Below are 22,317 nucleotides of genomic sequence, written 5' to 3'. Positions count from 1 at the left end.
TCAGCGCTCGACGAGCGAGCCCATCTTCTTCGCCAGGAACTCGATGCTGCGACGCGGCATGAGCCTGGCGAGCAGGTCGAGCATCGTCGCGTCCTTGCCGATGCACACCCGGAAGGTGCCCTTCTCGATCGCGTCGACGATCCTGCGGGCTGCCTCGGCGGACGAGGTGATCTTGACGGAGGCGTCAGTGCTGCGTCCCGGGATGGCGGCACCGGAGTTCTCGGCGATGCCGGTGCGGACGGCGCCTGGGAACACCAGCGTCACCGCGACCTTCGTCATGCGCAGTTCGGCGTACAGACCTTCGGTGAGCAGTTTGACCGCCGCCTTGCTCGCGCCGTAGACGGACTGGCCCGGCACGGGCACGAAGGCTCCCATGCTCGAGACATTGAGCAGGCTCGCTTCGGGCCGGGTGAGCAGTGCGGGCAGGAACGCCTTGCACATGTGCACGACACCCCAGTAGTTGACGTCGAGGACCTTGTTCATCTCGTCGTACGGCAGCTCCGCGAACGGGACGAACTTCTGGATGATGCCGGCGACGTTGGCGACGCCGTCGACCCGTCCGTGCGCAGTGGTCACCTCGGTCACCAGCGCTTCGACGGCAGCGCGGTCGGAGACGTCGACCGTGTGGGTGGTGAGACGGTCGACATAGGCGTCCGCCAGAGCACGGGTGCCGTCGAGAGCCTCGGTGCGGAAGTCGATCGCCGCGACCCGCGCGCCACGCACGAGGAGTTCGAGGACGACATCGCGTCCGATCCCGTTGCCTCCACCGGTGACGACGAAAACCCTGTCACGGATCTGCATGCTGCCTCCTTGTGTCGTTGGGTCCAGTCAATCCGGTCCGGAGCACCGACGCCACCCCGAAGTGTGCGCGTGCACGTCTGCGGGTATCCGTCCGGACACGAGTCGGCCCAGCGTACGGAGGTAGAAGTGACGACGTCGAAGAAGGACGACGAGGTGCGCAAGGACCCACCGGGGCCGGTCGATCACGGTCGCAACGGCAGCATGGCAACGCGGGAGAACGCTCCCGAGGTGGTCGAGCGCTCGGACGACGACGAGAAGTGATCTCGATCAGGACGATGTGAACCGCCACGAGGCCACCGATCGGGCCGATATGTTGGGCATATGCAGTTCGCCGGACCGGCCGAACAGTACAACCGTTTCATGGGCCGTTACGCAGCGACGCTCGCGCCCGCCTTGGCGGACGCGAGCGAGGTGAGGGCCGGGCATCGGGTCTGCGACGTGGGCTGCGGGCCGGGTGGGCTGACCCGTGAACTGGTCGGCCGGGTCGGCGCAGCGAACGTCGCGGCGATCGACCCGGCTCCCCAGTTCGCAGCGGCGTGCCGGCAGATAGCACCGGAGATCGACGTTCGCGTCGGGGTGGCCGAGAATCTGCCGTGGCCGGACGGAACGTTCGACGTCACCCTGGCGTCGCTGGTCCTCGGATTCATGAACGATCCCGAAGTGGGCGTGCGCGAGATGGTGCGGGTGACCCGCCCGGGCGGCACCGTCGCCGCATGCATGTGGGACACCACGGCCGGCGGGATGACGATGCTCCGCATCTTCTGGGCCGCGGTGGGAACGGTCGAGCCCGGGTCTCCGGGTGAGACGAGGTTGGCCGGTACCACCGAGGGCGACATCGCCGAGCGGTTCCGCCGTGCCGGTCTGGACGACGTGATCGGTGGCGCCCTGTCCGCACGCGTGGACTACGCCGATTTCTCCGACTTCTGGGAGCCCTTCACGTTCGGCGTAGGACCGGCCGGGCGGCACCTGGTGTCGATGCCCGAAAGGCACCGCGCTGCAGTACGTGACGCCTGTCGTGATGCTCTTCCGTCGGGACCGTTCTCGCTCGACGCCCGCGCCTGGTACGCGCGGGGAACGGTTCCGGGCGACCCGAACTCATCCTCGTCGGAGTAGATAGGTGTCCATCACCCAGCCTCGGACCCCCTTGGCCCGGGCACGAGCCTCCCGGATCGCCGGGAGCACCTCGGCGAGCGGGCCGGCGACGAGTTCTTCGTCGTCGGTCCCCAGATTCGCACCCCACCAGATGTTCCAGGCCCCGTCGAGGTCCGCGCAGGCGAGGCCGCCGTCGAGCATCACCACGATGTTCGACGCACCCGCTGCGACGTCCTGCACCAGCCTGCGACCGGTCGTGACGGTGATCGGTCCGCCGATGGTGTTGAGCACGAGACGATGTCGGGCCGCGAGCAGTTGCACGCTGCTGACTCCGGGAACGACGTCGTAATCGAACCGCACGTTCCCTCGCCCGAGGATGCGGTCGACGACACGAATCGTGCTGTCGTACAGGCTCGGGTCTCCCCATACGAGGAATCCGACGGTTTCGTCGTCCCGAACCTGTTCGAGCAGAACGGATTCGTAGGCTGCGGCGCGGGCGGCGTGCCAGTCGCGCACCTCGTCGCCGTAGTGCGCCGGGTTACGGTCCCGGGGCGGGTCGGGCACCACGATCACCCGATGCGCACCGGAGGTGTGGCGGCGCAGGACCTCCTCGCGGACCGCCACGAGATCGTCCACGCCCCGCTTCTTGTCGGGTACGAGGAAGACGTCGACGCTCTCGAGGGCGTGCACCGCCGCGACCGTGAGATCGTCCGGTCCGCCGGGGCCGATCCCGATGAGCCGAACTCTCACCCCCGGTCCTCGAGATCGCCCTCGACGTCGAGATAGGCCTGCTGCAGCCTGTTCATCGTCTCCGGATCGGGCTCGGACCACAACCCACGATCGGCCGCCTCTGTGAGTCGTTCGACGATGCCGCGCAACGCCCACGGATTCGCTTCGCGGAGGAACTGCTGGTTCGCGGGGTCGAGCGCGTAGTTCTGGGCAAGCGACTCGTACATCCAGTCCTCGACGACACCTGCGGTGGCGTCGTAGCCGAACAGGTAGTCGACGGTGGCGGCGAGTTCGAAGGCGCCCTTGTAGCCGTGCCGCCGCATCGCACCGATCCACCGCGGGTTGACGACCCGGGCGCGGAACACCCGTGCAGTCTCCTCCGCCAGTGATCGGGTGCGCACCGCATCGGGGGTGGTGGAGTCGCCGATGTACGCCTTCGGGTCGGTGCCCGTCAGCGCTCGCACCGTTGCGACCATGCCGCCGTGATACTGGAAGTAGTCGTCGGAGTCGGCGATGTCGTGTTCGCGAGTGTCGGTGTTCTTCGCCGCCACCGCGATCCGCCGGTAGTTCGCACGCATGTCGTCGGCGGCCGGAACACCGTGCAACCCACGCCCGTAGGCGAAGCCACCCCACGCGGTGTAGACCTCGGCGAGATCGGCGTCGGTGCGCCAGTTCCCGGAGTCGATGAGCTGCAGGATGCCGGCACCGTACGAGCCGGGCTTCGATCCGAAGATGCGCCGCACCGCACGGTCGGCGTCGCCGTGTTCGGCTTCGTCCCGCCGAGCATGGGCTCGCACGAAGTTCTGCTCGTCGGGTTCGTCGAGGGCGGCGACCATGCGGATCGCGTCGTCGAGCATCCCGATGACGTGCGGGAACGCATCGCGGAAGAAACCCGAGATGCGGACCGTGACGTCGATGCGGGGCCGGCCGAGTTCCTCGAGCGGGAGCACGGTCAGTTCGCGAACCCGACGCGACTCGGCGTCCCATTCCGGACGCACACCGATGAGCGCGAGCACCTCGGCGATGTCGTCGCCGGCGGTGCGCATCGCCGATGTCCCCCACACCGACAGGCCCACCGACTGGGGGTACTCCCCCGTATCGGCGAGATACCGCTCGATCAGGTTGTTCGCGAGTGCGACGCCGGTGTCGTACGCGAGCCGGCTCGGCACGGCCTTCGGGTCGACGGTGTAGAAGTTGCGGCCCGTCGGCAGCACGTTGACCAGGCCACGGAGCGGCGAGCCGGACGGTCCGGCAGGGACGTACCCGCCGTCGAGGGCGTGCAGGACGGCGTCGAGTTCGGCGGTCGTGCCCGCGAGGCGAGGCACCACCTCCTCGGCGGCGAAGGCGAGTACGCGAGCGACCTCGATATCAGGATGGCCGAGGACGGATTCGACTATGCGCGAAGCGGACCCGGTACGCCAGTCGTCGTCCTCCATGGCCTGCACGAGCGACCGCGCAACGCCTTCGATTCCGTCGACCTCGGCCAGTGGGGCATCGGGCTTCAGTCCCAGCGCGGTGCGCAATCCAGGGACGGCGTTGCTCTTACCGCCCCATACCTGCGCGGCACGCAGGATCGACAGCACCAGATTCACCCGCGCCTCCCCGACCGGCGCGGCGCCCAGGACGTGCAGGCCGTCGCGGATCTGGGCGTCCTTGACCTCGCACAGCCAGCCGTCGACGTGCAGCAGGAAGTCGTCGAACTCGGCGTCGTGCGGGCGGTCGTCGAGCCCGAGATCGTGATCGAGTTTCGCGGCCTGGATCAGCGTCCAGATCTGAGCCCGAATCGCGGGCAGCTTGGCCGGGTCCATCGCCGCGATATTGGAGTACTCGTCGAGCAGCTGCTCCAAACGAGCAATGTCGCCGTAGGATTCGGCGCGCGCCATGGGTGGGATGAGGTGGTCGACGATCGTCGCGTGGGCTCGGCGTTTGGCCTGTGCCCCTTCGCCCGGATCGTTGACGAGGAACGGGTAGATCAGCGGCAGGTTCCCGATCGCGGCGTCGGTCGCACAAGCGGCGGACAGACCCGCGTTCTTGCCCGGCAGCCACTCCATCGACCCGTGTTTGCCCAGGTGAACCACGGCGTCGGCACCGAAACCGTGCTCGACCCACTTGTAGGCGGCGAGATAGTGGTGCGAGGGTGCCATGTCGGGATCGTGGTAGATCGCCACCGGATTCTCGCCGAATCCCCGGGGCGGCTGGATCATCAATACCACGTTGCCGGCTTGCAGGGTCGCCAGCACGATGGCGTCGCCGTCGACGAACAGCGATCCCGGTGCCGGTCCCCATGCCGCTACGATCGCATCGGTGAGCTCTGCCGGTAGATCACCGGTCCACCGAAGATAGTCGGATGTGCTCACCCGCACCGGATTTCCGGCGAGTTGCTCGGCGGTGAGCCATTCCTCGTCCTGCCCGCCGGCATCGATCAGGGCGTGGATGAGGGTGTTACCGGCTTCGGTGTCGTCCTCGACGTCCATGCCGGGGAAGCCGTCGCCGAGGTCGTATCCGGCCTCGCGCAGGGCGCGCAGCATGCGGATCGCCGACACCGGCGTGTCGAGGCCGACGGCATTGCCGACACGGGAATGCTTGGTCGGATAGGCGGACAACATGACTGCGATCCGGCGCTGCGCCGGAGGTACATGCCGTAATCGTGCGTGCGCCACCGCGATACCGGCGACGCGTCGACACCGTTCCGGGTCGGTGACGTAGCGGGGCAGGCCGTCGGCGTCGAGTTCCTTGAACGAGAACGGCACCGTGATGATGCGCCCGTCGAATTCGGGGACGGCGATCTGCGTGGCCGAATCGAGCGGTGACACACCGTCGTCCGATTCCGCCCAGTCGTCGCGACTCCACGTCAGGCACAGGGCCTGCAGGATCGGGATGTCGAGCGCGGCGAGCGCTCCGACGTCCCACGCCTCGTCCTCACCTCCCGCGCTCACGGTGGCGGGTCGGGTGCCACCGGCCGCCAGCACCGTCACGACCAGCGCGTCGAGGGTGCCGAGTTCGGCGAGCAGGTCGTCGGGCGCACCGCGCAGCGACGCGCAGTGGATCACGACGCCACGAGCCGTGCCGGTCGCGTCGATCGCGTCGGCGAGGTCGTGTGCGAACTGGACGTTTCCGCTGGTGTGGTGGGCTCGGTAGAACAACACGCCGACGCGCGGCAACCGCGCGCCGCCGGACGATTCGGGACGGTCGAGCACACCCCATTCGGGCAGCTCGGCGGGCGGTTCGAAACCGTCACCACCGAGCAACACGGTGTCGTTCAGAAAGGCGTGGAGCTGCCCGAGATTGGCCGGGCCGCCGTGTGCGAGATAGCGATGCGCTTCGGCAGCAATGCCGATCGGCACCGTCGAATGCTCCATGAGCTCGGCGTCCGGGGTCTGTTCGCCGCCGAGGACGATCACCGGGACACCCGCGGCGAGCACGGTGTCGAGCCCCGATCGCCAGCTGCGGGCGGAACCCAGGATCCGCACCACGACCAGGTCGGATCCGTCGAGCAGAGCGGGCAGTTCGGTGGACACGTCGAGGCGCGACGGGTTGCCGAGCACCCAGTCGGCACCGCTCGACCGCGCCGACAGCAGGTCGGTGTCGGACGTCGACAACAAAGTCAGGCGCGTCACGACGCAACCCGAAAACACAGGCGTACAGCCATGTTCAGTCTCCAAAACCCTCGTGGACCTCACGTGCCGTGGCCGGTCTCCTGGCTGACGGGTCACCGCTGCTGCGCCGACCTTCCCGGATGAGATCCAGTGGCCTCCACACCGGCGGACCGGTACGGACGAGGGCGAGCAACTATCCGCTCACAGTGGCGAGGGCCGCGCCGGTTTCCCACCGGCTTCCCGAGCACCACGGCAAGGTGAGAGTAGCGCACCCGGCCGGAAAGGTGTGCAACCATGTGCGTCTGTGGATGCTCTGCCACCCCCTTTCCCTCCCGATCGGTGCCCCGGAATCCTTCGCCCACATGTCGCGGCGGACGGCGCACTGGTGCGGCTGCGCGTGCCCGGAGGGCAGGTGCCCGACGGGGCGCTCCGAGCACTGTCGGACACGTCGATCGCCTACGCCGACGGCGACGTCCACCTGACGTCGCGAGGGAACCTGCAGCTCAGAGGTATCGACCTCGACGAGTGCGGTGCCGTCCCCGCGGGACTGGCCGACGCCGTCACGGCGGCCGGGCTGCTGCCCTCGGCGAGCCACGAACGGGTGCGGAACATCGTCGCGTCGCCGCTGTCGGGACTCGTGGGTGGACTCACCGACGTCCGACCTCTCGTCCGCGATCTCGACGCCGGACTGTGCGCCGATCCGGTCCTCGCCGACCTGCCCGGCCGGTTCCTGTTCGGCCTCGACGACGGCCGCGGCGACGTGGTGACGCTGCGGTGCGATCTCACCGCGGTCGCGCTCGGCGGCGGGACGGCACGGATCGTCGTGGGTGGACTCGACGGGCCGACGGTGCGGCTCACTAAGGTTCCCGAGATGCTCCTGCGCCAGGCCCGCCGGTTCGTCGAGATTCGCGAGTCGGTGTGGCACGTGCGTCAACTCCCGCGTGCGGGAGCGGAACTCGGTGGCACCGATCCCGCTCCGCGGCCACCGGCCTTCACGATGCCGTACGGCGTGCTCGGCGATGCGGTGTCGGTGCTGGTCCCCCTGGGAATCCTCACCCCCGCCATGGTTGCTGCGCTGCCCGATCGAGGTGTGGTCGTCACGCCCTGGCGCGGCCTGATACTCCCGTCCGCGTCGGATCTCGTCGCGCTTCGCGAGACCGGCTTCGAGACGGCCCCGGATTCGGCGTGGCAGCGGGTGACAGCGTGCACGGGAGCGCCCGGGTGTAGCCTCGCCGAAGGTGACACCCGAGCGCTGGCTCGCCGGATCGTCGCCGGAAATACCACCGATTCCCGAATTCACGTCGCCGGATGCGAGCGCGTCTGCGGCGCACCACACTCGCCTCACCGCGTCGTTCTTGCCAGGAGCACCCCGTGACCCTTCGACCTCCCCCGCGTCGGTACGACTACGTCACCGACGGTGCCGAGATCTACGTCCGGTCGTTCGCGACGATCCGCAGCGAGTCGGATCTGTCCGCGATCCCCGCGACGGCGGAGAAGATCGCGGTCCGGATGATCCACGCGAGCGGACAGACCGATCTGGCACGGGACCTCGTCATCCATCCCGATCTTGTTCCGGCCGCGCGCACTGCACTGAACTCAGGTGCTCCGATCCTCACGGATGCGAACATGGTGGCCTCCGGGGTCACCCGTACGCGCCTGCCTGCCGACAACGACGTGATGTGTCTGCTCGCCGACCCGCGTGTCCCCGAACTCGCCGAGCGTTGGGGCACGACCCGCTCCGCGGCGGCAGTGTCCCTGTGGGCCGACCGCCTCGAGGGGGCTGTCGTTGCGATCGGCAATGCCCCGACCGCCCTGTTCCATCTCCTCGAGATGCTCGACGACGGCGCCCCGCGACCGGCGGCGATCGTCGGTGTTCCCGTCGGCTTCATCGGCGCCGCGGAGTCGAAGGAGGCGCTGCTCGACCATCGGCTGCAGATCCCCCATCTGGTGGTCCGGGGACGTCGCGGGGGGTCGGCGATGGCGTCGTCCGCGATCAATGCACTTGCGCAGGAGAAGGAATGAGCGAGATGGTGTCAGGCAGGTTCTACGGCGTGGGACTCGGTCCCGGCGATCCCGAACTCATCACACGCAAGGCCGCGCGGCTGATCGCCGAGGCCGACGTCCTCGCCTACTACTCCGGCACGCACGGCCGATCCATCGCCCGGTCGATCGCCGCCGACCTGATCCCGGACGGCGTGATCGAGGAACTGCTGGTGTACCCGGTGACGACGGGCACCATCGATCACCCGGGCGGCTACGACGGTGCGATCGCCGATTTCTACGACGAGTCCGCCGCCCGGTTGGCCGTCCACCTCGACGCGGGACGCACTGTCGTCGTGCTCTGCGAGGGCGACCCTCTGTTCTACGGCTCGTACATGTACCTGCACGACCGCCTCGCTCCGCGATATCCGACGGAGGTGGTGCCAGGGGTGACCTCGGTGTCCGCCGCCTCTGCTGCAGCCGCCGAACCGATGGTGCGGCGCACCGACGTCCTCACCATCCTGCCCGGCACACTGCCCGCCCCGGAGCTCGCACGGCGACTCGCCGACACCGACGGTGCGGCGATCATGAAGCTGGGCAGGACGTTTCCCTCCGTCCGGGAGGCTCTCGCCCAGTCCGGGCGCCTCGACGGTGCCGTCTATGTCGAACGCGCGTCGATGGATCGGCAACGCATCCTTCCGGTCGCCGAGGTCGACGCCGACGCGGTGCCGTACTTCTCGGTGATCCTCACCGCCGGTGATCGCTCTCCGACGAATCGGTCGGTCGCCGACCGATCGCGGCCGTCCGTCGCGGTCGAGGCGACACATCCGGACGCGAACGAACTGCTCGTCGTCGGGTTGGGCCCGGCGGACGAGAAGTGGCTGACCCCCGAGGCCGCCGACGCACTCGCACAGGTCGATCACGTCGTCGGATACGGACCGTATGTCGATCGCGTCCCGGTACGTCCCGGCCTGCACCGTCATTCCAGCGGCAACACCGTCGAGGTGGACCGCGCGCGATTCGCTCTCGACCTCGCCCTGGCGGGTGAGAAGGTCGCCGTTGTCTCCGGCGGTGATGCCGGGGTGTTCGGCATGGCGTCGGCGGTGTTCGAGGCCGCGCAGGACGAGACATACGCGTCGGTGCCGATCCGCGTCCTGCCGGGGGTCTCCGCGGTGCAGGCCGTCGCGGCGCGTGCCGGCGCCCCGATCGGCGGCGACTTCGCGGTGATGAGCCTGTCGGATCGACTCAAGCCGTGGGACGTGATCGAGAAGCGGCTGGCAGCGGTGTCCGAGGCCGATCTCGTCCTGGGCATCTACAACCCGGCGTCGCGGTCTCGGACGACGCAGGTCGCAGACGCGAAAACGGTACTGCTGAAGCATCGTCCGGCCGACACCGTCGTCGTGATCGGGCGCGATGTGGGACGGTCCGGCGAGTCGCTCGAGGTCACGACGCTCGAGAAGCTCGATCCGGCGAGCATCGACATGAAGTGCCTGCTCATCGTCGGCGCTGCGGGCACCTTCGTGATGCCTTCGGGTGCGGTGTGGACGAAACGGTCGGTCGGCGGTCGCCATTCGGGATCCTCGACAACCGTTTGACTGCGGTGTTCACCCGCGGGTTGTCAACAGGTTCGCGCGGTGAACCGGGGTTCGCCACTGTTGCAACCGGGGCGAACCCCGGTTCGGCGCGCGAGGATGGAGCTATCCGAGACCGGCGCGCTCGCGGGAAGGGTCGTAGAGGTGTGAACAGGCCACATCCGGCCGTTCACGCACGCCGAGAGCGTGTCCGACGACGATCACCGCGGTGTGCTTCAGTCCCGCCGCCTCGACACCGTCGGCGATGTCGGCGAGGGTGCCGCGCAGCACGACCTGGTTCGGTCGCGACGCGAACGCGACCACCGCGACGGGGCAATCGGCGCCGTATTCGGCAGTGAGTTCTTCGGCAAGGACGCGGATGCGGGTGATCGCCAGGTGCAGGACGAGACTCGCCCGGATTCCTGCGACCCGCGCCAGAGCCTCGCTGTCGGGCATCGCCGTCGATCGGGCCTGCGTGCGGGTCAGCACGACCGTCTGCACGAGTTCGGGGACCGTCAGCTCGGTACCGAGTGCCGCCGCGGCCGCGGCGTAGGCGGGCACACCGGGTGTGACGTCCCACGGCACGCCCGCGGCGTCGAGCCGTCGCGTCTGCTCGGTGAGCGCCGAGTACAGCGACGGGTCGCCGGAGCACAGCCGCACGGCGTCGAGGCCGCGCCGGTGCGCGTCGACGAGATGCGCGGTGATCTCGTCGAGGTCCAGGTGTTGCGTGTCGACCAGTTCGGCGTCGTCACGACAGTGCGAGAGCGTGTCGGCATCGAGATAGGTACCGGCGTACAGCACGACCGGGACCTCGCGCAGCAAATTCACCGCTCGCAGCGTGAGCAGGTCGGCCGCTCCGGGTCCGGATCCTACGAAATGGACGGTCATCGTTCGCCTTTCACTGCGCTCCATTGCACGACCGGTCGCTGCGCACGCCAGCCGGTGAATGTTCCTATGGGATCTGCGTGTTCGACGGACAGACGGGTGAGTTCACCGCCGTGCGTCTTCCACCACTGCACCAGGACCGCCTCGGTCTCCAGCGTCACCGCGTGCGCGACGAGCCGACCGCCGGGAGGCAATGCGTCCCAACACGTGTCGAGCACACCCTCGCGACTTCCTCCCCCGCCCAAGAAGATCGCATCGGGCACCGGGAGTCCGACGAGCGCGGCAGGTGCAGCACCTCGGACGATGCGCACGATCGACGGCACACCCAGCGCGGCGGCATTGCGTTCGATCGCGCCGGCGCGCCGTTCGTCCTTCTCGATCGCGAGAGTACGACAGCGCGGATCGGTTCGCGCCCATTCGATTCCGACGGACCCGGCTCCCGCACCGACGTCCCACAGCAACTCGCCCGGTCGCGGTGCGAGTGCGCACACCGCCGCGAGGCGTACGGTCCGCTTGCTGAGCTGCCCGTCGTGCTCGAACAGGGAGTCGTCGAGACCGGGCAGCACCGACAACCCGGCGGGGCCGTCGACCTCGACGCACATCAGACTCAGAGACCGGACGCCCGTATCGGTCAGATGGGCCGCCTTCGCATCGATCCGGGACTCGTCCGCAGCACCGAGATGCGACAACACCGCGACCCGTGAGTTCCCGAAACCGGCGGCCTCCAGGAGCGTCGCAACATCCGCGACACGTGCACCGTCGACGAGGACGACGAGTTTGCGTCCGCGCGTCAGAACTCTGCGCAGAGCATCGATCTCGCGACCCACGACGGTGATCGTCTCGCACTCCTCCGCGGACCAACCCATGCGTGCACGGGCAAGTGCCACCGACGAGATCGCCGGGATCACCTCCACGGCGTCGCCTCCGAGGCGTCGGATCAGCGTGGTGCCGATCCCGGAGACCAGCGGATCACCGGATGCGAGCGCGACGACGTCCTTGCCGGCGTGCCGGTCGAGGAGGTCGTCGAGCCCGGACAGGAGCGGCGACGGCCACTCCTCGCGCACCGCTGTGCCGGCGGGAACCAGGTCGAGGTGGCGCCGGCCGCCGAGCAGGACCTCGGCCGCGAGAATCCGCTCCCGGACGGTGGACGGCACACCGGACCATCCGTCCGCCCCGATTCCGACAACGGTGATGCCTGTCGTCTGTCGTATCGGTCCCATGGCGGTGAACCATAGCCCACGCGCCATGGCCTAGACTCGGCCGTGGCAAGGCAATCGAAGGTGCCCCTCACGGGGATAATCGGGAAGCCGGTGAGAATCCGGCACAGGCCCGCTGCGGTGACCCGGGAGTCGTCGATCACGCGCATCCGCGCAGCCACTGGACCGTCCGGTCCGGGAAGGCGATCGCACGGCGTCCGACCGGGAAGTCCGAATACCGGCCTTCGAACAGCTTGCCGCGAAAAACATCCCAGCGGGAGCCTGTGGAGGTCGAAGTGCACGTGTATCCGTTCGGTGCGGTGGTCGGTTCCGACGACCTCGCGCTGGCCCTGACCCTGTGTGCGGTGTCGCCGACGATCGGCGGTGTGCTGGTGCGTGGCGAGAAGGGCACCGCGAAATCGACGACGGTGCGTGCCCACGCCGCACTGTTGCCCCCGGTCACCGTCGTGGACGGGTGCCGGTTCTCGTGCGATCCGGACGCCCCCGATCCGTCCTGCCCGGACGGCCCCCATCCGCCCGGTGCGGCCTCGCATGTCCGGCCGGTCCGGCTGGTGGAACTACCCGTCGGCGCGGCGGAGGATCGCGTCACCGGAGCGTTGCATCTCGGCAAGGCACTGGCCGACCGCACGGCCGAATACGAACCCGGTCTTCTGGCACTGGCCCACCGCGGCGTGCTGTACGTCGACGAGGTCAACCTCCTGCACGACCACCTGGTCGACCTGCTGCTCGACGCCGCGGCGATGGGCCGCTCGACCGTCGAACGCGACGGGGTCTCCGTCGAGCACGCCTCCCGATTCGTACTGGTCGGAACGATGAATCCCGAGGAGGGTGAGCTTCGCCCGCAGTTGCTCGACCGCTTCGGACTCGCCGTGGACGTGACCGCGCCCCGCGACCCGCACATGCGCGCCGAGATCGTGCGGCGGCGGATGGCCTTCGACGCCGACCCGGCCGGGTTCACCGCGCGATGGGCGGATCGGGACGCAGAGTGGTCGCGGCGAGTCGCCTCCGCCCGCGAACTCGTCCCGCAGGTCGCACTGAGCGACGACGCATTGGTCTCGATCGCCGAGGTGTGCGCGGCGTTCGACGTGGACGGCATGCGCGCCGACCTGGTCACCGCCCGCACGGCGATCGCACACGCGGCCTGGCACGACCGGCTCGAGGTGACACGCGAGGACATCGCGGCAGCGGCCCGACTCGCACTGCCACACCGTCGGCGCCGCAACCCCTTCGACGCCCCCACCAGCAGCGACGATCTGCTCGACGAACTTCTCGGTGGAGACGATCCGGATCCTGGCCCCGACGACGATCCCGGTGGTGGCGAGAGCGCACCCGACGACTCGGCGGCGGAGACGTCCTCCGGTTCGGGTGATCGGTCGTCCACCAGCCTGGCGTCGGCGACGGATCCTTTTCGCGCCAGGGTGTTCTCCGTCGATCGGGTCGGGCGCGGGGCGGCCGGTCGCCGGTCGCGGGCGGTCACCACGATCGGCCGTACCGTGGGTAGTCGCCGCGGCGACACCGGCCCGGTTCATCTGCCCGCCACGATCCGCGCGTCCGCCTTCACCGATCGGGGTCTGCAGGTGCGCCGCAAGATCATCGAAGGCCGCGAGACCAATCTCGTCCTGCTCTGCGTCGACGCATCCGGGTCGATGGCAGCACGCAACCGGATGGTGCAGGTCAAGACCGCTGTCCTGTCGCTGCTGCTCGACGCCTACCGCCGTCGCGACACCGTCGGACTCGTGACCTTCCGCGGCACCGGTGCGACCGTCGCACTCCCGCCGACGAATTCGGTGGACGTGGCTGCCGCACGGCTGCGAGAACTTCCCGCCGGTGGACGGACCCCGCTGGCCGAGGGACTGATCGAATCGGCCACCACCCTTCGGCGTCATTCCCTGCGGGATCCGCGTCGACGCGCCCTGCTCGTCGTGGTCACCGACGGTCGCGCCACCGCCGGACCGGACGCTGTGCAGCGCTCGCTCGACGCCGCGGACGTCATCGCTGCACAGGGAATCTCCTCCGTGGTGGTCGATTCCGAGACGGGCCGGTTCCGGATGGGTCTCGCGGCCCGTCTCGCCGAACGCCTCGGCGCCGAGTATGTGCCCGTCGGTGAGGTCGATGCCGACGCTTTGACCGGAATCGTCCGAGAGAGGGCCGCCTGATGCCGAAGGGACAACCCACCGTCGTCCCCGCCGACGGTCTCACCACCCGGCAGCGCCGCAACCGGCCGCTGCTGATGGTCAACACCGGCGACGGAAAAGGAAAGTCCACAGCCGCATTCGGCCTCGCACTGCGTGGCTGGAACCAGGGCTGGTCGGTCGCCGTCTTCCAGTTCGTCAAGTCCGCCAAGTGGCGACTCGGCGAGCAGACCGCCTTCGAAACCCTCGCCGATCTGCACGCCGAGCGCGGCACCGGGGGGCCGATCGAGTGGCACAAGATGGGTTCCGGCTGGTCGTGGTCGCGCAAGGAAGGCACCGAGGAGGATCATGCCGCCGATGCGCTCGCCGGGTGGCGTGAGATCCAGCGACGTCTCGCCGCGGAGCAGCACGGCCTCTACGTGCTGGACGAGTTCACTTATCCGATCGCCTGGGGCTGGGTCGACATCGACGAGGTCGTCGATACGCTGACCTCACGGCCGGGACACCAGCACGTCATGATCACGGGGCGGCGTGCGCACCCGAAACTCGTCGAGGTCGCCGACCTGGTGACGGAGATGACGAAGGTCAAGCATCCGATGGATGCGGGACAGAAGGGCCAACGAGGGATCGAGTGGTGAGGGTTCCACGCGTCGTCGTCGCCGCACCGGCATCCGGGCACGGGAAGACCACCGTCGCCACGGGTCTCATGGCGGCACTGCGTCGCGCCGGCCACATCGTGTCGGGGCACAAGATCGGTCCCGACTACATCGATCCCGGCTACCACTCGCTCGCCACCGGCCGACCGGGCCGCAACCTCGACCCGCATCTTGTCGGCGACGACCTCGTCGCTCCCCTCTTCCTGCACGGCGCCGCCGGTGCCGACATCGCCGTGATCGAAGGTGTCATGGGGCTGTACGACGGGATGATCGGCACCGAGGGGTACGCGTCCACCGCCCACACCGCCGCCCTGCTGTCCGCACCGGTGATCCTCGTCGTCGACGTCTCGCACGCCTCCCGGTCGATCGCGGCGATCGTGCACGGCATGTCGTCCTACGACCGCGGCACGCGGATCGCCGGCGTGATCCTGAACAAGGCCGGATCGCAGCGACATTCGGACGAGGTGATCCGCGCACTCGAACCGACCGGTATCCCGGTGCTCGGTGTGCTCGGTCGCGACGACGGCGTCACCGTCCCCTCGCGCCATCTCGGCCTGGTGCCCGCCGAGGAGCGCGACGAGGCGACCGCGCAGGTGGATCGTCTCGCCGCGCGGATCGCCGAGCGCATCGATCTCACCGAGATCCTCGGTATCGCCTCGGCAGCACCCGCTCTGTCGGCGACACCGTGGTCACCGGGCACATCCACCGAGGACGGACCGGTGATCGCCGTCGCCGGAGGCCGCGCCTTCACCTTCCGCTACACCGAGACCGAGGAACTGCTGCGCGCACACGGATGCCGACCGGTGACCTTCGATCCCCTGCGCGACGAACGACTGCCCACCGGCACCGCGGGCATCTACCTCGGCGGCGGGTTCCCCGAGGTACATGCCGCCGACCTCGCCGCAAACCTCCCCCTGCGCGCGCATCTGCGTGAGGCGATCGCGGCGGGAGTTCCGACCGTCGCCGAGTGCGCCGGTCTGCTCTATCTGGGGCGCGAGATCGACGGGCACGAGATGGTGGGAGCCCTCGACACGGTGGCACGGATGACCCCGCGCCTGACCCTCGGTTACCGCACCGCGATCGCACCGCAGGACACCCTGCTCGCCCCCGCCGGCACCCGCGTCACCGGTCACGAGTTCCACCGCACCGTGATCGATTCCGGCTCGTCTCCCGCGTGGCTGCTCGACGGCCGGCCGGACGGCATCGCCACCGCGAGCGTGCACGCGTCGTACCTGCACACGCACTGGGCCGGACATCCCGATCTCGCGCGACGTTTCGCAGACGCCGCACGGTCGGCGGAACCCGCCCCCGAACCCACCTCGGCACCTGCGCGTCGTCGAACACCCGAACCCGACCTGCACCATCACGGCGACCGCGACGCGACCGAGGGGCTGGTCGACCTCGCCGTCAACGTCTCGCGCCGACCGCGACCGGCATGGCTCGACGACGCCCTGCGTGCATCGCTGGACGATCTCGCCCGGTATCCCGACCCGAGCGATGCACGCGCCGCTCTCGCCGATCGTCACGGCCGCAGCGTCGACGAGGTCCTCCCGACCGCCGGAGGTGCCGAGGCGTTCACATTGATCGCTCGGGCACGGGCGTGGCGGAAGCCGGTGGTGGTGCACCCGCAGTTCACCGAACCGGAGGCCGCACTGTTGGCCGCCGGACATCGTGTCACGCGGGTCGTGTTGCGCTGCGATGACGGGTTCGTCCTCGATCCGGGTGCGGTCCCGGAGGATGCCGACCTGGTCATCGTCGGCAATCCAACGAATCCCACCTCGGTCCTGCACCCGGCCGACACGCTCCTGGCACTGACCCGACCGGGACGGGTGGTCGTGGTCGACGAGGCGTTCATGGACGCCGTTCCCGGCGAAACCGAATCGTTGACGGGACAGCTCGTTCCGGGACTCGTGGTGCTGCGGTCGCTCACCAAGACGTGGGCGATCCCGGGTCTGCGCGCCGGATACGTGGTCGGCGACGCCGCAGTGCTCGCGGATTTCGCCGCGCAGCAACCACCCTGGTCGGTGTCCACTCCCGCAGGGGCCGCGATGATCGCGTGCGCATCCGGTGACGCAGTACGCGAGACCGAGGTGATCGCACAGGAGATCGCCGGCGACAGGAAGGTTCTCGTCGACGCCCTCACCGGACTCGGAATCCACGTGGTCTCCCCCGCGACAGCCCCGTTCGTGCTGGCGGAAACGCCAGAGGGAACGCGGGAGAGATTGCGGGAGATGGGCTTCGCGCTGCGTCGCGGCGACACCTTCCCCGGCCTCGGTGACGACTGGGTACGGATCGCGGTGCGCGACGCGGCGACCACGGCAACGCTCGTCGAGGCGTGGAGAACGATCCTGTGAAGCACAGGGCACTCGGACTGGCGCTCGGCTACGCCGCCGACCAACTCGTCGGCGACCCGCAGCGGTGGCATCCCGTGAGCGGCTTCGGGAAGTTGGCGCGCGCCGCCGAGGGCCGGCTGTATGCCGACCACCGCGTTGCCGGGGTGGTGTTCACCTCGCTGCTGGTCGGCTCTGCCGGAGCGCTGGGATACGTCGCCGACCACGCAACCCGCGGTCGTCCGGTGCCGGCGGTGGCGGTCACGGCGCTGACCACCTGGACCGTGCTCGGCGGCCGCTCCCTCGGATTCGAGGCCCGGACGATCGACGCCCAACTCCGCGACGGCGATCTCGCCGCGGCGCGGCAACAGGTGACCCACCTGGTGGGCCGCGACCCGTCTCGGCTCGACGAGAACGGGATCGCGCGCGCCACGATCGAGTCGGTCGCCGAGAACACCTCCGACGCCGTCGTCGCCCCGCTGTGGTGGGGTGCGGTCCTCGGTCCGGCCGGCCTGCTCGGGTACCGCGCCGCGAACACCCTGGACGCGCGCGTCGGTCACCGCACACCGCGGCTCGAACGGTTCGGCTGGGCCTCGGCCCGGTTCGACGACCTGCTCAATCTCGTCCCCGCTCGCCTCACCGCCCTGCTGGCTGTCGCACTCGGTGACGACGGCCGGGGCGCGGTCCGGGCGTGGCGCCGGGACGCCCGTCAGCATCCGAGTCCGAATGCCGGTCCGGTCGAAGCGGCGTTCGCCGGTGCTCTCGGGATCCGGCTCGGCGGCTCGAACGTCTACCACGGTGTGGTCGAGGATCGCGGCACGCTCGGCGACGGACCCGCGCCGGCCCCGGAAGATATCGGCCGTACCGCGCGACTCGCCTCCAAGGTCGGACTCGGAGCCGTGGCGACCGCCATCGCGGTCGCCCTCGTCCGTCGATAGCCTCCCCGATATTTCCCAGCCGCGACGGGAATTCCGGCCGAGGGTGAAGTTCCGGGGTGAATCCGTGTTCGTTCTGCCCGAAACGTAACTCCGGTTGCTGGACGCGACGAACATGGCGCACTGCGCCACGCCGAGTCGGTCGCGTCAACTCCGACAACACGTCGGCGTCCACGGCCGACAACCTGTCACGGAATGTCCCGCAGGTCCTCGATGCGATGGTCGAACTCCCCCTCGGTGTCGTCGACCGAGTCCTCGACGCGGCCGTTCTCGAGCGGCCGGTACACGAAGACGGTGTTCAGTCCGACTTCGCGGGCGGCCCGCAGATCGTAGGGATGCGACGCGACCATCGCGGCCCGGAAGGGATCGACGCCCAGATACCGGCAGGTGCGCTCGTACAGGAAACGTTCGGGTTTGAAGGCGCCGAACAGTTCGGCCGTGAGGATGGCATCGGCCTCGAGCTGCTGGTCGCGGAAGAGCGCGATCATCGTGGCCATGTCCGTATTGGACAGTGTCGCCACCACTGCCTGCGAACGGAGTTCGTTCAGCCCGGGCCGCACGTCCGGCCATGCCTCGAGGCGTTGCCAGGCCCGCGCCGTCTCGACGCGCACGTCCTTGGGAAGGTCGATCCCGAACTGCTCGCACACGTCGCCGAGTCCGTCGACGTAAGAGTCCTGCACGCGATACCACTTCTCCACCGACTGGTCGAGACGGAGGATGCGTTCGTAGTAGTCGCTCCTCCAGGCCCGCACCAGGTCGCCCACGGTCGCCGGATCGGCATCGGGTCCGAGCGCATGGGCCACCGCCCGGGTGACCGGGGTGTAGAAGTCCATCAGCGTGCCCTGCACGTCGAAGATGTACGCGTCGTATCGGCTCACGCCTTGGAGCATGCCCGATCGCGCCTGCCCGAAACTGCTTTCCCGAACCCGCACGCCGATGTGACCCGCGTCGCATACTGGGACCGAAGCGTCGCCGCGCTCCGGGGGTGCACCATGGACGACCTGGCGGAATTCCGTCACGATCTCGATCGCATCGAACACCGCGTCGCCGGTGAGGTGGTCGTCGGCCGCTCGCGGGTCCGGATCCTGGCCGGGTGCGTCGCGCTGCTGGTCATGGGTCTGCTGCTTCCCCAGGCCACTTCGGTGACGTCCCTGACGACCCTTCTGCGCTGGGACTCCGAGGCCGCAACCCTTCCCCTCCGTGTCTTCGACGTCTTCGTGGTGGTGTTCGGCATCCTCGTACCGCTCGTCGCATTGCTCCGCCGCCGGTGGGGTGCCGCAACGCTCGCGATGCTCGGTTCGGGGGCGGCGTCGATGGTGGGACTGTTCGCCGTCTGGTCACAGGCCGGGATGGTCGCCCACACCTCTCACGCACCGCACGTCGGCCTGTATCTGTGCTGGGGCGCGGTGATGGCATCCACTGCGGTGTGGTTACCCGTCGTGCTCTCCACCGCTCCCCTGCGCAGCGCCCCTCCGGTCACCTCCGGAGTTCTGACTCCCCGGAACGGTCGCTGACCGCACCGTTCGCCGCTCGACAGTGGCGCACGACACGCTTGCGGTGCAACACTGTAATCAGTGCAACGCGCACAGGTTGATCGGTGCGACACGCACCGGGTCGCGTCCCGAGGAGGACATCATGCGACATTCACACATCCACGGATTCGGACGACCGGGCGGCTGGCAACAGGCAGACGTCCCCGACGCGAGCGATGCCGCCGAGTGGTTCGCCGGCAGGCTCCCCGACGACTGGTTCACCGGACCGCCCGACATCGAGATCGACAGAGAAGAGATCTTCGTCGTCGGCCCCCTCGGGGTACCCGACGGCACGAGCGACACCGAGATCGACGGACGCATCGCTCGATTCCGCGAGACCACGCGCGCCGACCGGATGCGCATCGCCGACGAGGCCGAGGCCCGCTACGGCCGCAAGGTGGCCTGGGGCGTGACGGTCGGCGACCGGACCGACCTGTTCACCCACCTCGCCGTCCCGGTCATGACGCGACTGCGCCAACCCGAACGGAAGGTGCTCGACACCCTCGTCGACGCCGGTGTCGCGCGGTCCCGTTCGGACGCACTGAAGTGGACCGTCAGGCTCGTGGGGCAGCACTCGGAGCAGTGGCTCCGGGAACTGCGCGAAGCGATGAAGAAGGTCGACGATCTGCGTTCCGAAGGTCCGCAGGTCTGACCTCCGCCACCCGGAGGACCCATTCCCGCGCTACCGTCACGGTCTCCACCGCGGCGACACCGCGGGGTGTGGGCGGGCGGCGTATGACGATCACGCGCACGCCCAGTTCATCGGCGGCGTCGAGTTTGCCGCGGGTGAGCGAACCACCCGAATCCTTCGTGACGAGGGTATCGATCCCGTTGTCGAGCAGCAGCTTCCGTTCGTCACTCGCCGTGTAGGGGCCGCGTCCGAGCAGCACCGACCAGCTCGGTGGCAGTTCGGTCGTCAGTGGATCGACGACGCGGACGAGCACGTCGTGCGTGGCGAGCGGTCCGACGAAGCGGTCGAGTGTCTGCCGTCCGGTGCTGAGGAAGATCCTCCGGCCGGTCGCGGCGACGTGCGCGGCGCCGTCGTGGTCGTCGACCCACGTCCACCGGCCGTGCGCGTCGTGCCAGCCCGGTCGTTGCAGGCGCACCAGTGGCACGTTCGCGGCGGCGCATGCCGCGGCGGCGTTCGCGCTGATGCCCGCGGCGAACGGATGGGTGGCGTCGACGACGGCTCGGATACCGCGCTCGGTCAGGTACCGGACGAGACCGTCCGCTCCGCCGAACCCTCCGATGCGCACCGGACCGACGGGCAGGCGTGGATTGCGGACCCGGCCTGCCAGGGAGGATTCGAACGCGATGTCCGCGTCGTCCAATGCCGCGGCGAGGGAACGGGCTTCCCCCGTCCCACCGAGGATGAGGACCGTCACCGCAGGGTTCCCCTCAGCACGGGCAGGGTTCGCTCGTCGGAGAGCATGGTGAGCAGAGCGTCCATGTCGAGATGTTCGTCGACGAGGTCCGCGAGCGCCTCGATGCGGACCTCGCGTGCGGCCGGGAAACTCACTTCCCCGGTGCGGATCTCGCGGCCCACCACCGCAGCGACCTCGCGTAACCACGCCCAGCGCAACGCGTCCCCTTCGAGGGCGCCGTGCCACATGGTGCCGAACACCGAACCCTCCCGGGTGCCACCGAGGAATTCGGTGCCACCGTCGACGGTGACGCGTCCGTGATGGATCTCGTATCCGGAGGCAGCCGCATCCAACGCTGACCCCCTCGGCAATCGGAGGACCTTCTCGTGTCCGAACTCGGTTCGGGCCGGGAGCAACCCGAGACCCGCCGCGCTTGCGCCGGGAACACCCTCGACGCCGTGCGGGTCGTCGATGCGCGTGCCGAGCATCTGGAAGCCGCCGCAGATACCGAGGACCGGTCCACCTCGGCGGACGTGGTCGACGATCGCGGTGTCGAGTCCTCGCGAGCGCAGCCACGCGAGATCCGCGAGGGTCGCGCGTGTTCCGGGCACGATCACGACGTCGGCGCCGGCGAGCGCTCGCGGGTCGTCGACGAAGCGGACCCGCACGTCCGGTTCGAGGCACAACGCGTCGACATCGGTGAAGTTGCTGACCCGCGGCAGCATCACGACGGCGATGCTCAGTGCGCCGTCACCATCGTGTGCGGGACGGGAGGTGAGGGCGAGTGAATCCTCCGAGTCGAGCCACAGGTCGCGTTGCCATGGCAGCACGCCGAGCACCGGGCGGCCGGTGAGCCGTTCGAGCGAGTCGAGTCCGGGCTTCAGGAGCGAGACGTCGCCGCGGAACTTGTTGATCACGAAGCCGCGGATCAACTGCTGATCCGCGGCGTCGAGCAGGGCCAGCGTCCCGTACATCGAGGCGAACACACCACCGCGGTCGATGTCGCCGACCACGACGGTCGGCATCGAACCATGTTGCGCCAGACCCATGTTCACATAGTCGTGGTCGCGCAGATTGATCTCGGCCGCGCTCCCGGCACCTTCGCACACCACCACGTCGAATCTACGCCGGAGGTCGTCGAAGGCACCGAATGCCGCGTCGGCGAGATGCTTTCGTCCACCGGCGAACTCACCCGCCTCCAGCGCTCCGGCCGGCCGCCCGAGAACCACGACGTGGCTGCGCCGGTCGTCGCCGGGCTTGAGCAGCACCGGGTTCATCGCGGCCTCGGGGATCGCACGGGCAGCCACTGCCTGGATCCACTGGGCGCGCCCGATCTCCGCGCCCTCGCTCGTCACCATCGAGTTGTTCGACATGTTCTGCGCCTTGAACGGCGCGACCTTCAGGCCGCGCCGCGCCAAGGATCGGCAGATCCCGGTGACGACCACGGATTTTCCTGCATCCGAGGTCGTTCCGGCGACGAGCAGACCCGAACCCATG

The 22,317-nt window shown here is 69.1% G+C and carries 19 protein-coding genes and 2 riboswitches; of the genes, 11 read left to right on the top strand and 8 right to left on the bottom strand.

What is annotated here, in order from left to right; all coding sequences use genetic code 11:
• Positions 1 to 801 (bottom strand): SDR family oxidoreductase, encoded by an 801-nt coding sequence (locus M3330_RS16350; RefSeq protein WP_006552962.1) that lies wholly within the window; start codon positions 799 to 801, stop codon positions 1 to 3.
• 126 nt (positions 802 to 927) lie between these two features.
• On the opposite strand from M3330_RS16350, the gene M3330_RS16345 reads away from it, so the two are divergent.
• Both M3330_RS16345 and M3330_RS16340 read left to right on the top strand, forming a co-directional pair.
• Positions 928 to 1,062, top strand: coding sequence for a hypothetical protein (locus tag M3330_RS16345; protein ID WP_255025523.1), 135 nt, complete (start codon positions 928 to 930; stop codon positions 1,060 to 1,062).
• Between the two features lie 60 nt (positions 1,063 to 1,122).
• Positions 1,123 to 1,914 carry a class I SAM-dependent methyltransferase gene (locus tag M3330_RS16340; RefSeq protein WP_039585524.1) on the top strand — a complete coding sequence of 264 codons (792 nt, stop codon included), beginning with the start codon at positions 1,123 to 1,125 and terminating at the stop codon, positions 1,912 to 1,914.
• On the opposite strand, the gene cobF is transcribed toward M3330_RS16340, so the two are convergent.
• Together cobF and cobN are read right to left on the bottom strand one after the other, a co-directional pair.
• Positions 1,897 to 2,643, bottom strand: a complete 747-nt coding sequence (gene cobF, locus M3330_RS16335; RefSeq protein ID WP_247849489.1) for a precorrin-6A synthase (deacetylating) — start codon at positions 2,641 to 2,643, stop codon at positions 1,897 to 1,899. The genes M3330_RS16340 and cobF overlap by 18 nt on opposite strands.
• Positions 2,640 to 6,239 carry a cobaltochelatase subunit CobN gene (cobN, locus tag M3330_RS16330; RefSeq protein ID WP_255025521.1) on the bottom strand — a complete coding sequence of 1,200 codons (3,600 nt, stop codon included), beginning with the start codon at positions 6,237 to 6,239 and terminating at the stop codon, positions 2,640 to 2,642. Before cobN ends, cobF begins: the two co-directional genes overlap by 4 nt.
• Before the next feature lie 52 nt (positions 6,240 to 6,291).
• Positions 6,292 to 6,485, bottom strand: a riboswitch (cobalamin riboswitch).
• A 118-nt stretch (positions 6,486 to 6,603) separates the two neighbouring features.
• On the opposite strand from cobN, the gene M3330_RS16325 reads away from it, so the two are divergent.
• From M3330_RS16325 to M3330_RS16315, 3 genes are read left to right on the top strand one after another with little or no spacing between them, the layout of a single operon-like run.
• Entirely contained in the window at positions 6,604 to 7,593 is a 990-nt protein-coding gene (locus M3330_RS16325; protein ID WP_247849492.1) for a cobalamin biosynthesis protein CobG, read from the top strand.
• Positions 7,590 to 8,240 carry a precorrin-8X methylmutase gene (locus M3330_RS16320; protein WP_247849494.1) on the top strand — a complete coding sequence of 217 codons (651 nt, stop codon included), beginning with the start codon at positions 7,590 to 7,592 and terminating at the stop codon, positions 8,238 to 8,240. The genes M3330_RS16325 and M3330_RS16320 overlap by 4 nt, the downstream gene beginning before the upstream one ends.
• Positions 8,237 to 9,793 (top strand): precorrin-2 C(20)-methyltransferase, encoded by a 1,557-nt coding sequence (locus tag M3330_RS16315; RefSeq protein ID WP_039585528.1) that lies wholly within the window; start codon positions 8,237 to 8,239, stop codon positions 9,791 to 9,793. The genes M3330_RS16320 and M3330_RS16315 overlap by 4 nt, the downstream gene beginning before the upstream one ends.
• 102 nt (positions 9,794 to 9,895) lie before the next feature.
• Here M3330_RS16315 and M3330_RS16310 read toward each other — a convergent pair whose 3' ends face one another.
• Together M3330_RS16310 and cbiE are read right to left on the bottom strand one after the other, a co-directional pair.
• Entirely contained in the window at positions 9,896 to 10,657 is a 762-nt protein-coding gene (locus tag M3330_RS16310) for a cobalt-precorrin-4/precorrin-4 C(11)-methyltransferase (RefSeq protein WP_006552970.1), read from the bottom strand.
• The gene (cbiE, locus tag M3330_RS16305) at positions 10,654 to 11,874 is read right to left on the bottom strand and encodes a precorrin-6y C5,15-methyltransferase (decarboxylating) subunit CbiE (protein WP_255025513.1); all 1,221 of its coding nucleotides are present in this window, start codon (positions 11,872 to 11,874) and stop codon (positions 10,654 to 10,656) included. Before cbiE ends, M3330_RS16310 begins: the two co-directional genes overlap by 4 nt.
• Before the next feature lie 41 nt (positions 11,875 to 11,915).
• A riboswitch (cobalamin riboswitch) is annotated at positions 11,916 to 12,112 on the top strand.
• 34 nt (positions 12,113 to 12,146) lie between these two features.
• Here cbiE and M3330_RS16300 point away from each other — a divergent pair.
• The 4 genes from M3330_RS16300 to M3330_RS16285 are packed head-to-tail and all read left to right on the top strand — an operon-like array spanning position 12,147 to position 17,927.
• Positions 12,147 to 14,027, top strand: a complete 1,881-nt coding sequence (locus M3330_RS16300) for a VWA domain-containing protein (RefSeq protein WP_183079255.1) — start codon at positions 12,147 to 12,149, stop codon at positions 14,025 to 14,027.
• Positions 14,027 to 14,641 carry a cob(I)yrinic acid a,c-diamide adenosyltransferase gene (gene cobO, locus M3330_RS16295; protein WP_006552973.1) on the top strand — a complete coding sequence of 205 codons (615 nt, stop codon included), beginning with the start codon at positions 14,027 to 14,029 and terminating at the stop codon, positions 14,639 to 14,641. The genes M3330_RS16300 and cobO overlap by 1 nt, the downstream gene beginning before the upstream one ends.
• On the top strand, positions 14,638 to 17,013 hold the full coding sequence (locus tag M3330_RS16290; RefSeq protein ID WP_255025509.1) for a cobyrinate a,c-diamide synthase: 2,376 nt from the start codon (positions 14,638 to 14,640) through the stop codon (positions 17,011 to 17,013). Before cobO ends, M3330_RS16290 begins: the two co-directional genes overlap by 4 nt.
• A complete protein-coding gene (locus M3330_RS16285) occupies positions 17,010 to 17,927 on the top strand; it encodes a cobalamin biosynthesis protein (RefSeq protein WP_024101880.1) in 918 nt (305 codons plus the stop codon). Before M3330_RS16290 ends, M3330_RS16285 begins: the two co-directional genes overlap by 4 nt.
• Before the next feature lie 185 nt (positions 17,928 to 18,112).
• Here the strand turns inward: M3330_RS16285 and M3330_RS16280 are convergent, their stop codons facing one another.
• A complete protein-coding gene (locus M3330_RS16280) occupies positions 18,113 to 18,814 on the bottom strand; it encodes a haloacid dehalogenase type II (RefSeq protein ID WP_019291058.1) in 702 nt (233 codons plus the stop codon).
• Positions 18,815 to 18,916: 102 nt separating this feature from the next.
• On the opposite strand from M3330_RS16280, the gene M3330_RS16275 reads away from it, so the two are divergent.
• Both M3330_RS16275 and M3330_RS16270 read left to right on the top strand, forming a co-directional pair.
• Positions 18,917 to 19,438, top strand: coding sequence for a hypothetical protein (locus M3330_RS16275; RefSeq protein WP_019291057.1), 522 nt, complete (start codon positions 18,917 to 18,919; stop codon positions 19,436 to 19,438).
• A 121-nt stretch (positions 19,439 to 19,559) separates the two neighbouring features.
• Positions 19,560 to 20,108 (top strand): hypothetical protein, encoded by a 549-nt coding sequence (locus tag M3330_RS16270; protein ID WP_024101881.1) that lies wholly within the window; start codon positions 19,560 to 19,562, stop codon positions 20,106 to 20,108.
• Here the strand turns inward: M3330_RS16270 and M3330_RS16265 are convergent.
• Both M3330_RS16265 and M3330_RS16260 read right to left on the bottom strand, forming a co-directional pair.
• Positions 20,011 to 20,841 carry a cobalt-precorrin-6A reductase gene (locus M3330_RS16265; protein WP_019291055.1) on the bottom strand — a complete coding sequence of 277 codons (831 nt, stop codon included), beginning with the start codon at positions 20,839 to 20,841 and terminating at the stop codon, positions 20,011 to 20,013. The two genes, M3330_RS16270 and M3330_RS16265, sit on opposite strands and share 98 nt — an antisense overlap.
• Positions 20,838 to 22,316, bottom strand: a complete 1,479-nt coding sequence (locus M3330_RS16260) for a cobyric acid synthase (RefSeq protein WP_006552980.1) — start codon at positions 22,314 to 22,316, stop codon at positions 20,838 to 20,840. Before M3330_RS16260 ends, M3330_RS16265 begins: the two co-directional genes overlap by 4 nt.
• Between the last annotated feature and the right edge of the window lies 1 nt (position 22,317).

The sequence above is a fragment of the Rhodococcus sp. GA1 genome, assembly GCF_024321955.1.
GTDB classification, from domain to species: domain Bacteria; phylum Actinomycetota; class Actinomycetes; order Mycobacteriales; family Mycobacteriaceae; genus Rhodococcus; species Rhodococcus pyridinivorans.
Note: the sequence above shows the minus strand (reverse complement) of the source record. Positions and strands in the feature narration are given on the sequence as shown.

Coding starts and splice junctions, on each gene's coding strand:
- M3330_RS16350 (WP_006552962.1), bottom strand. CDS start 801: ATGCAGATCCGTGACAGGGTTTTCGTCGTCACCGGTGGAGGCAACGGG.
- M3330_RS16340 (WP_039585524.1), top strand. CDS start 1,123: ATGCAGTTCGCCGGACCGGCCGAACAGTACAACCGTTTCATGGGCCGT.
- M3330_RS16315 (WP_039585528.1), top strand. CDS start 8,237: ATGAGCGAGATGGTGTCAGGCAGGTTCTACGGCGTGGGACTCGGTCCC.
- M3330_RS16310 (WP_006552970.1), bottom strand. CDS start 10,657: ATGACCGTCCATTTCGTAGGATCCGGACCCGGAGCGGCCGACCTGCTC.
- cbiE (WP_255025513.1), bottom strand. CDS start 11,874: ATGGGACCGATACGACAGACGACAGGCATCACCGTTGTCGGAATCGGG.
- cobO (WP_006552973.1), top strand. CDS start 14,027: ATGCCGAAGGGACAACCCACCGTCGTCCCCGCCGACGGTCTCACCACC.
- M3330_RS16280 (WP_019291058.1), bottom strand. CDS start 18,814: ATGCTCCAAGGCGTGAGCCGATACGACGCGTACATCTTCGACGTGCAG.
- M3330_RS16275 (WP_019291057.1), top strand. CDS start 18,917: ATGGACGACCTGGCGGAATTCCGTCACGATCTCGATCGCATCGAACAC.
- M3330_RS16270 (WP_024101881.1), top strand. CDS start 19,560: ATGCGACATTCACACATCCACGGATTCGGACGACCGGGCGGCTGGCAA.
- M3330_RS16260 (WP_006552980.1), bottom strand. CDS start 22,316: ATGGGTTCGGGTCTGCTCGTCGCCGGAACGACCTCGGATGCAGGAAAA.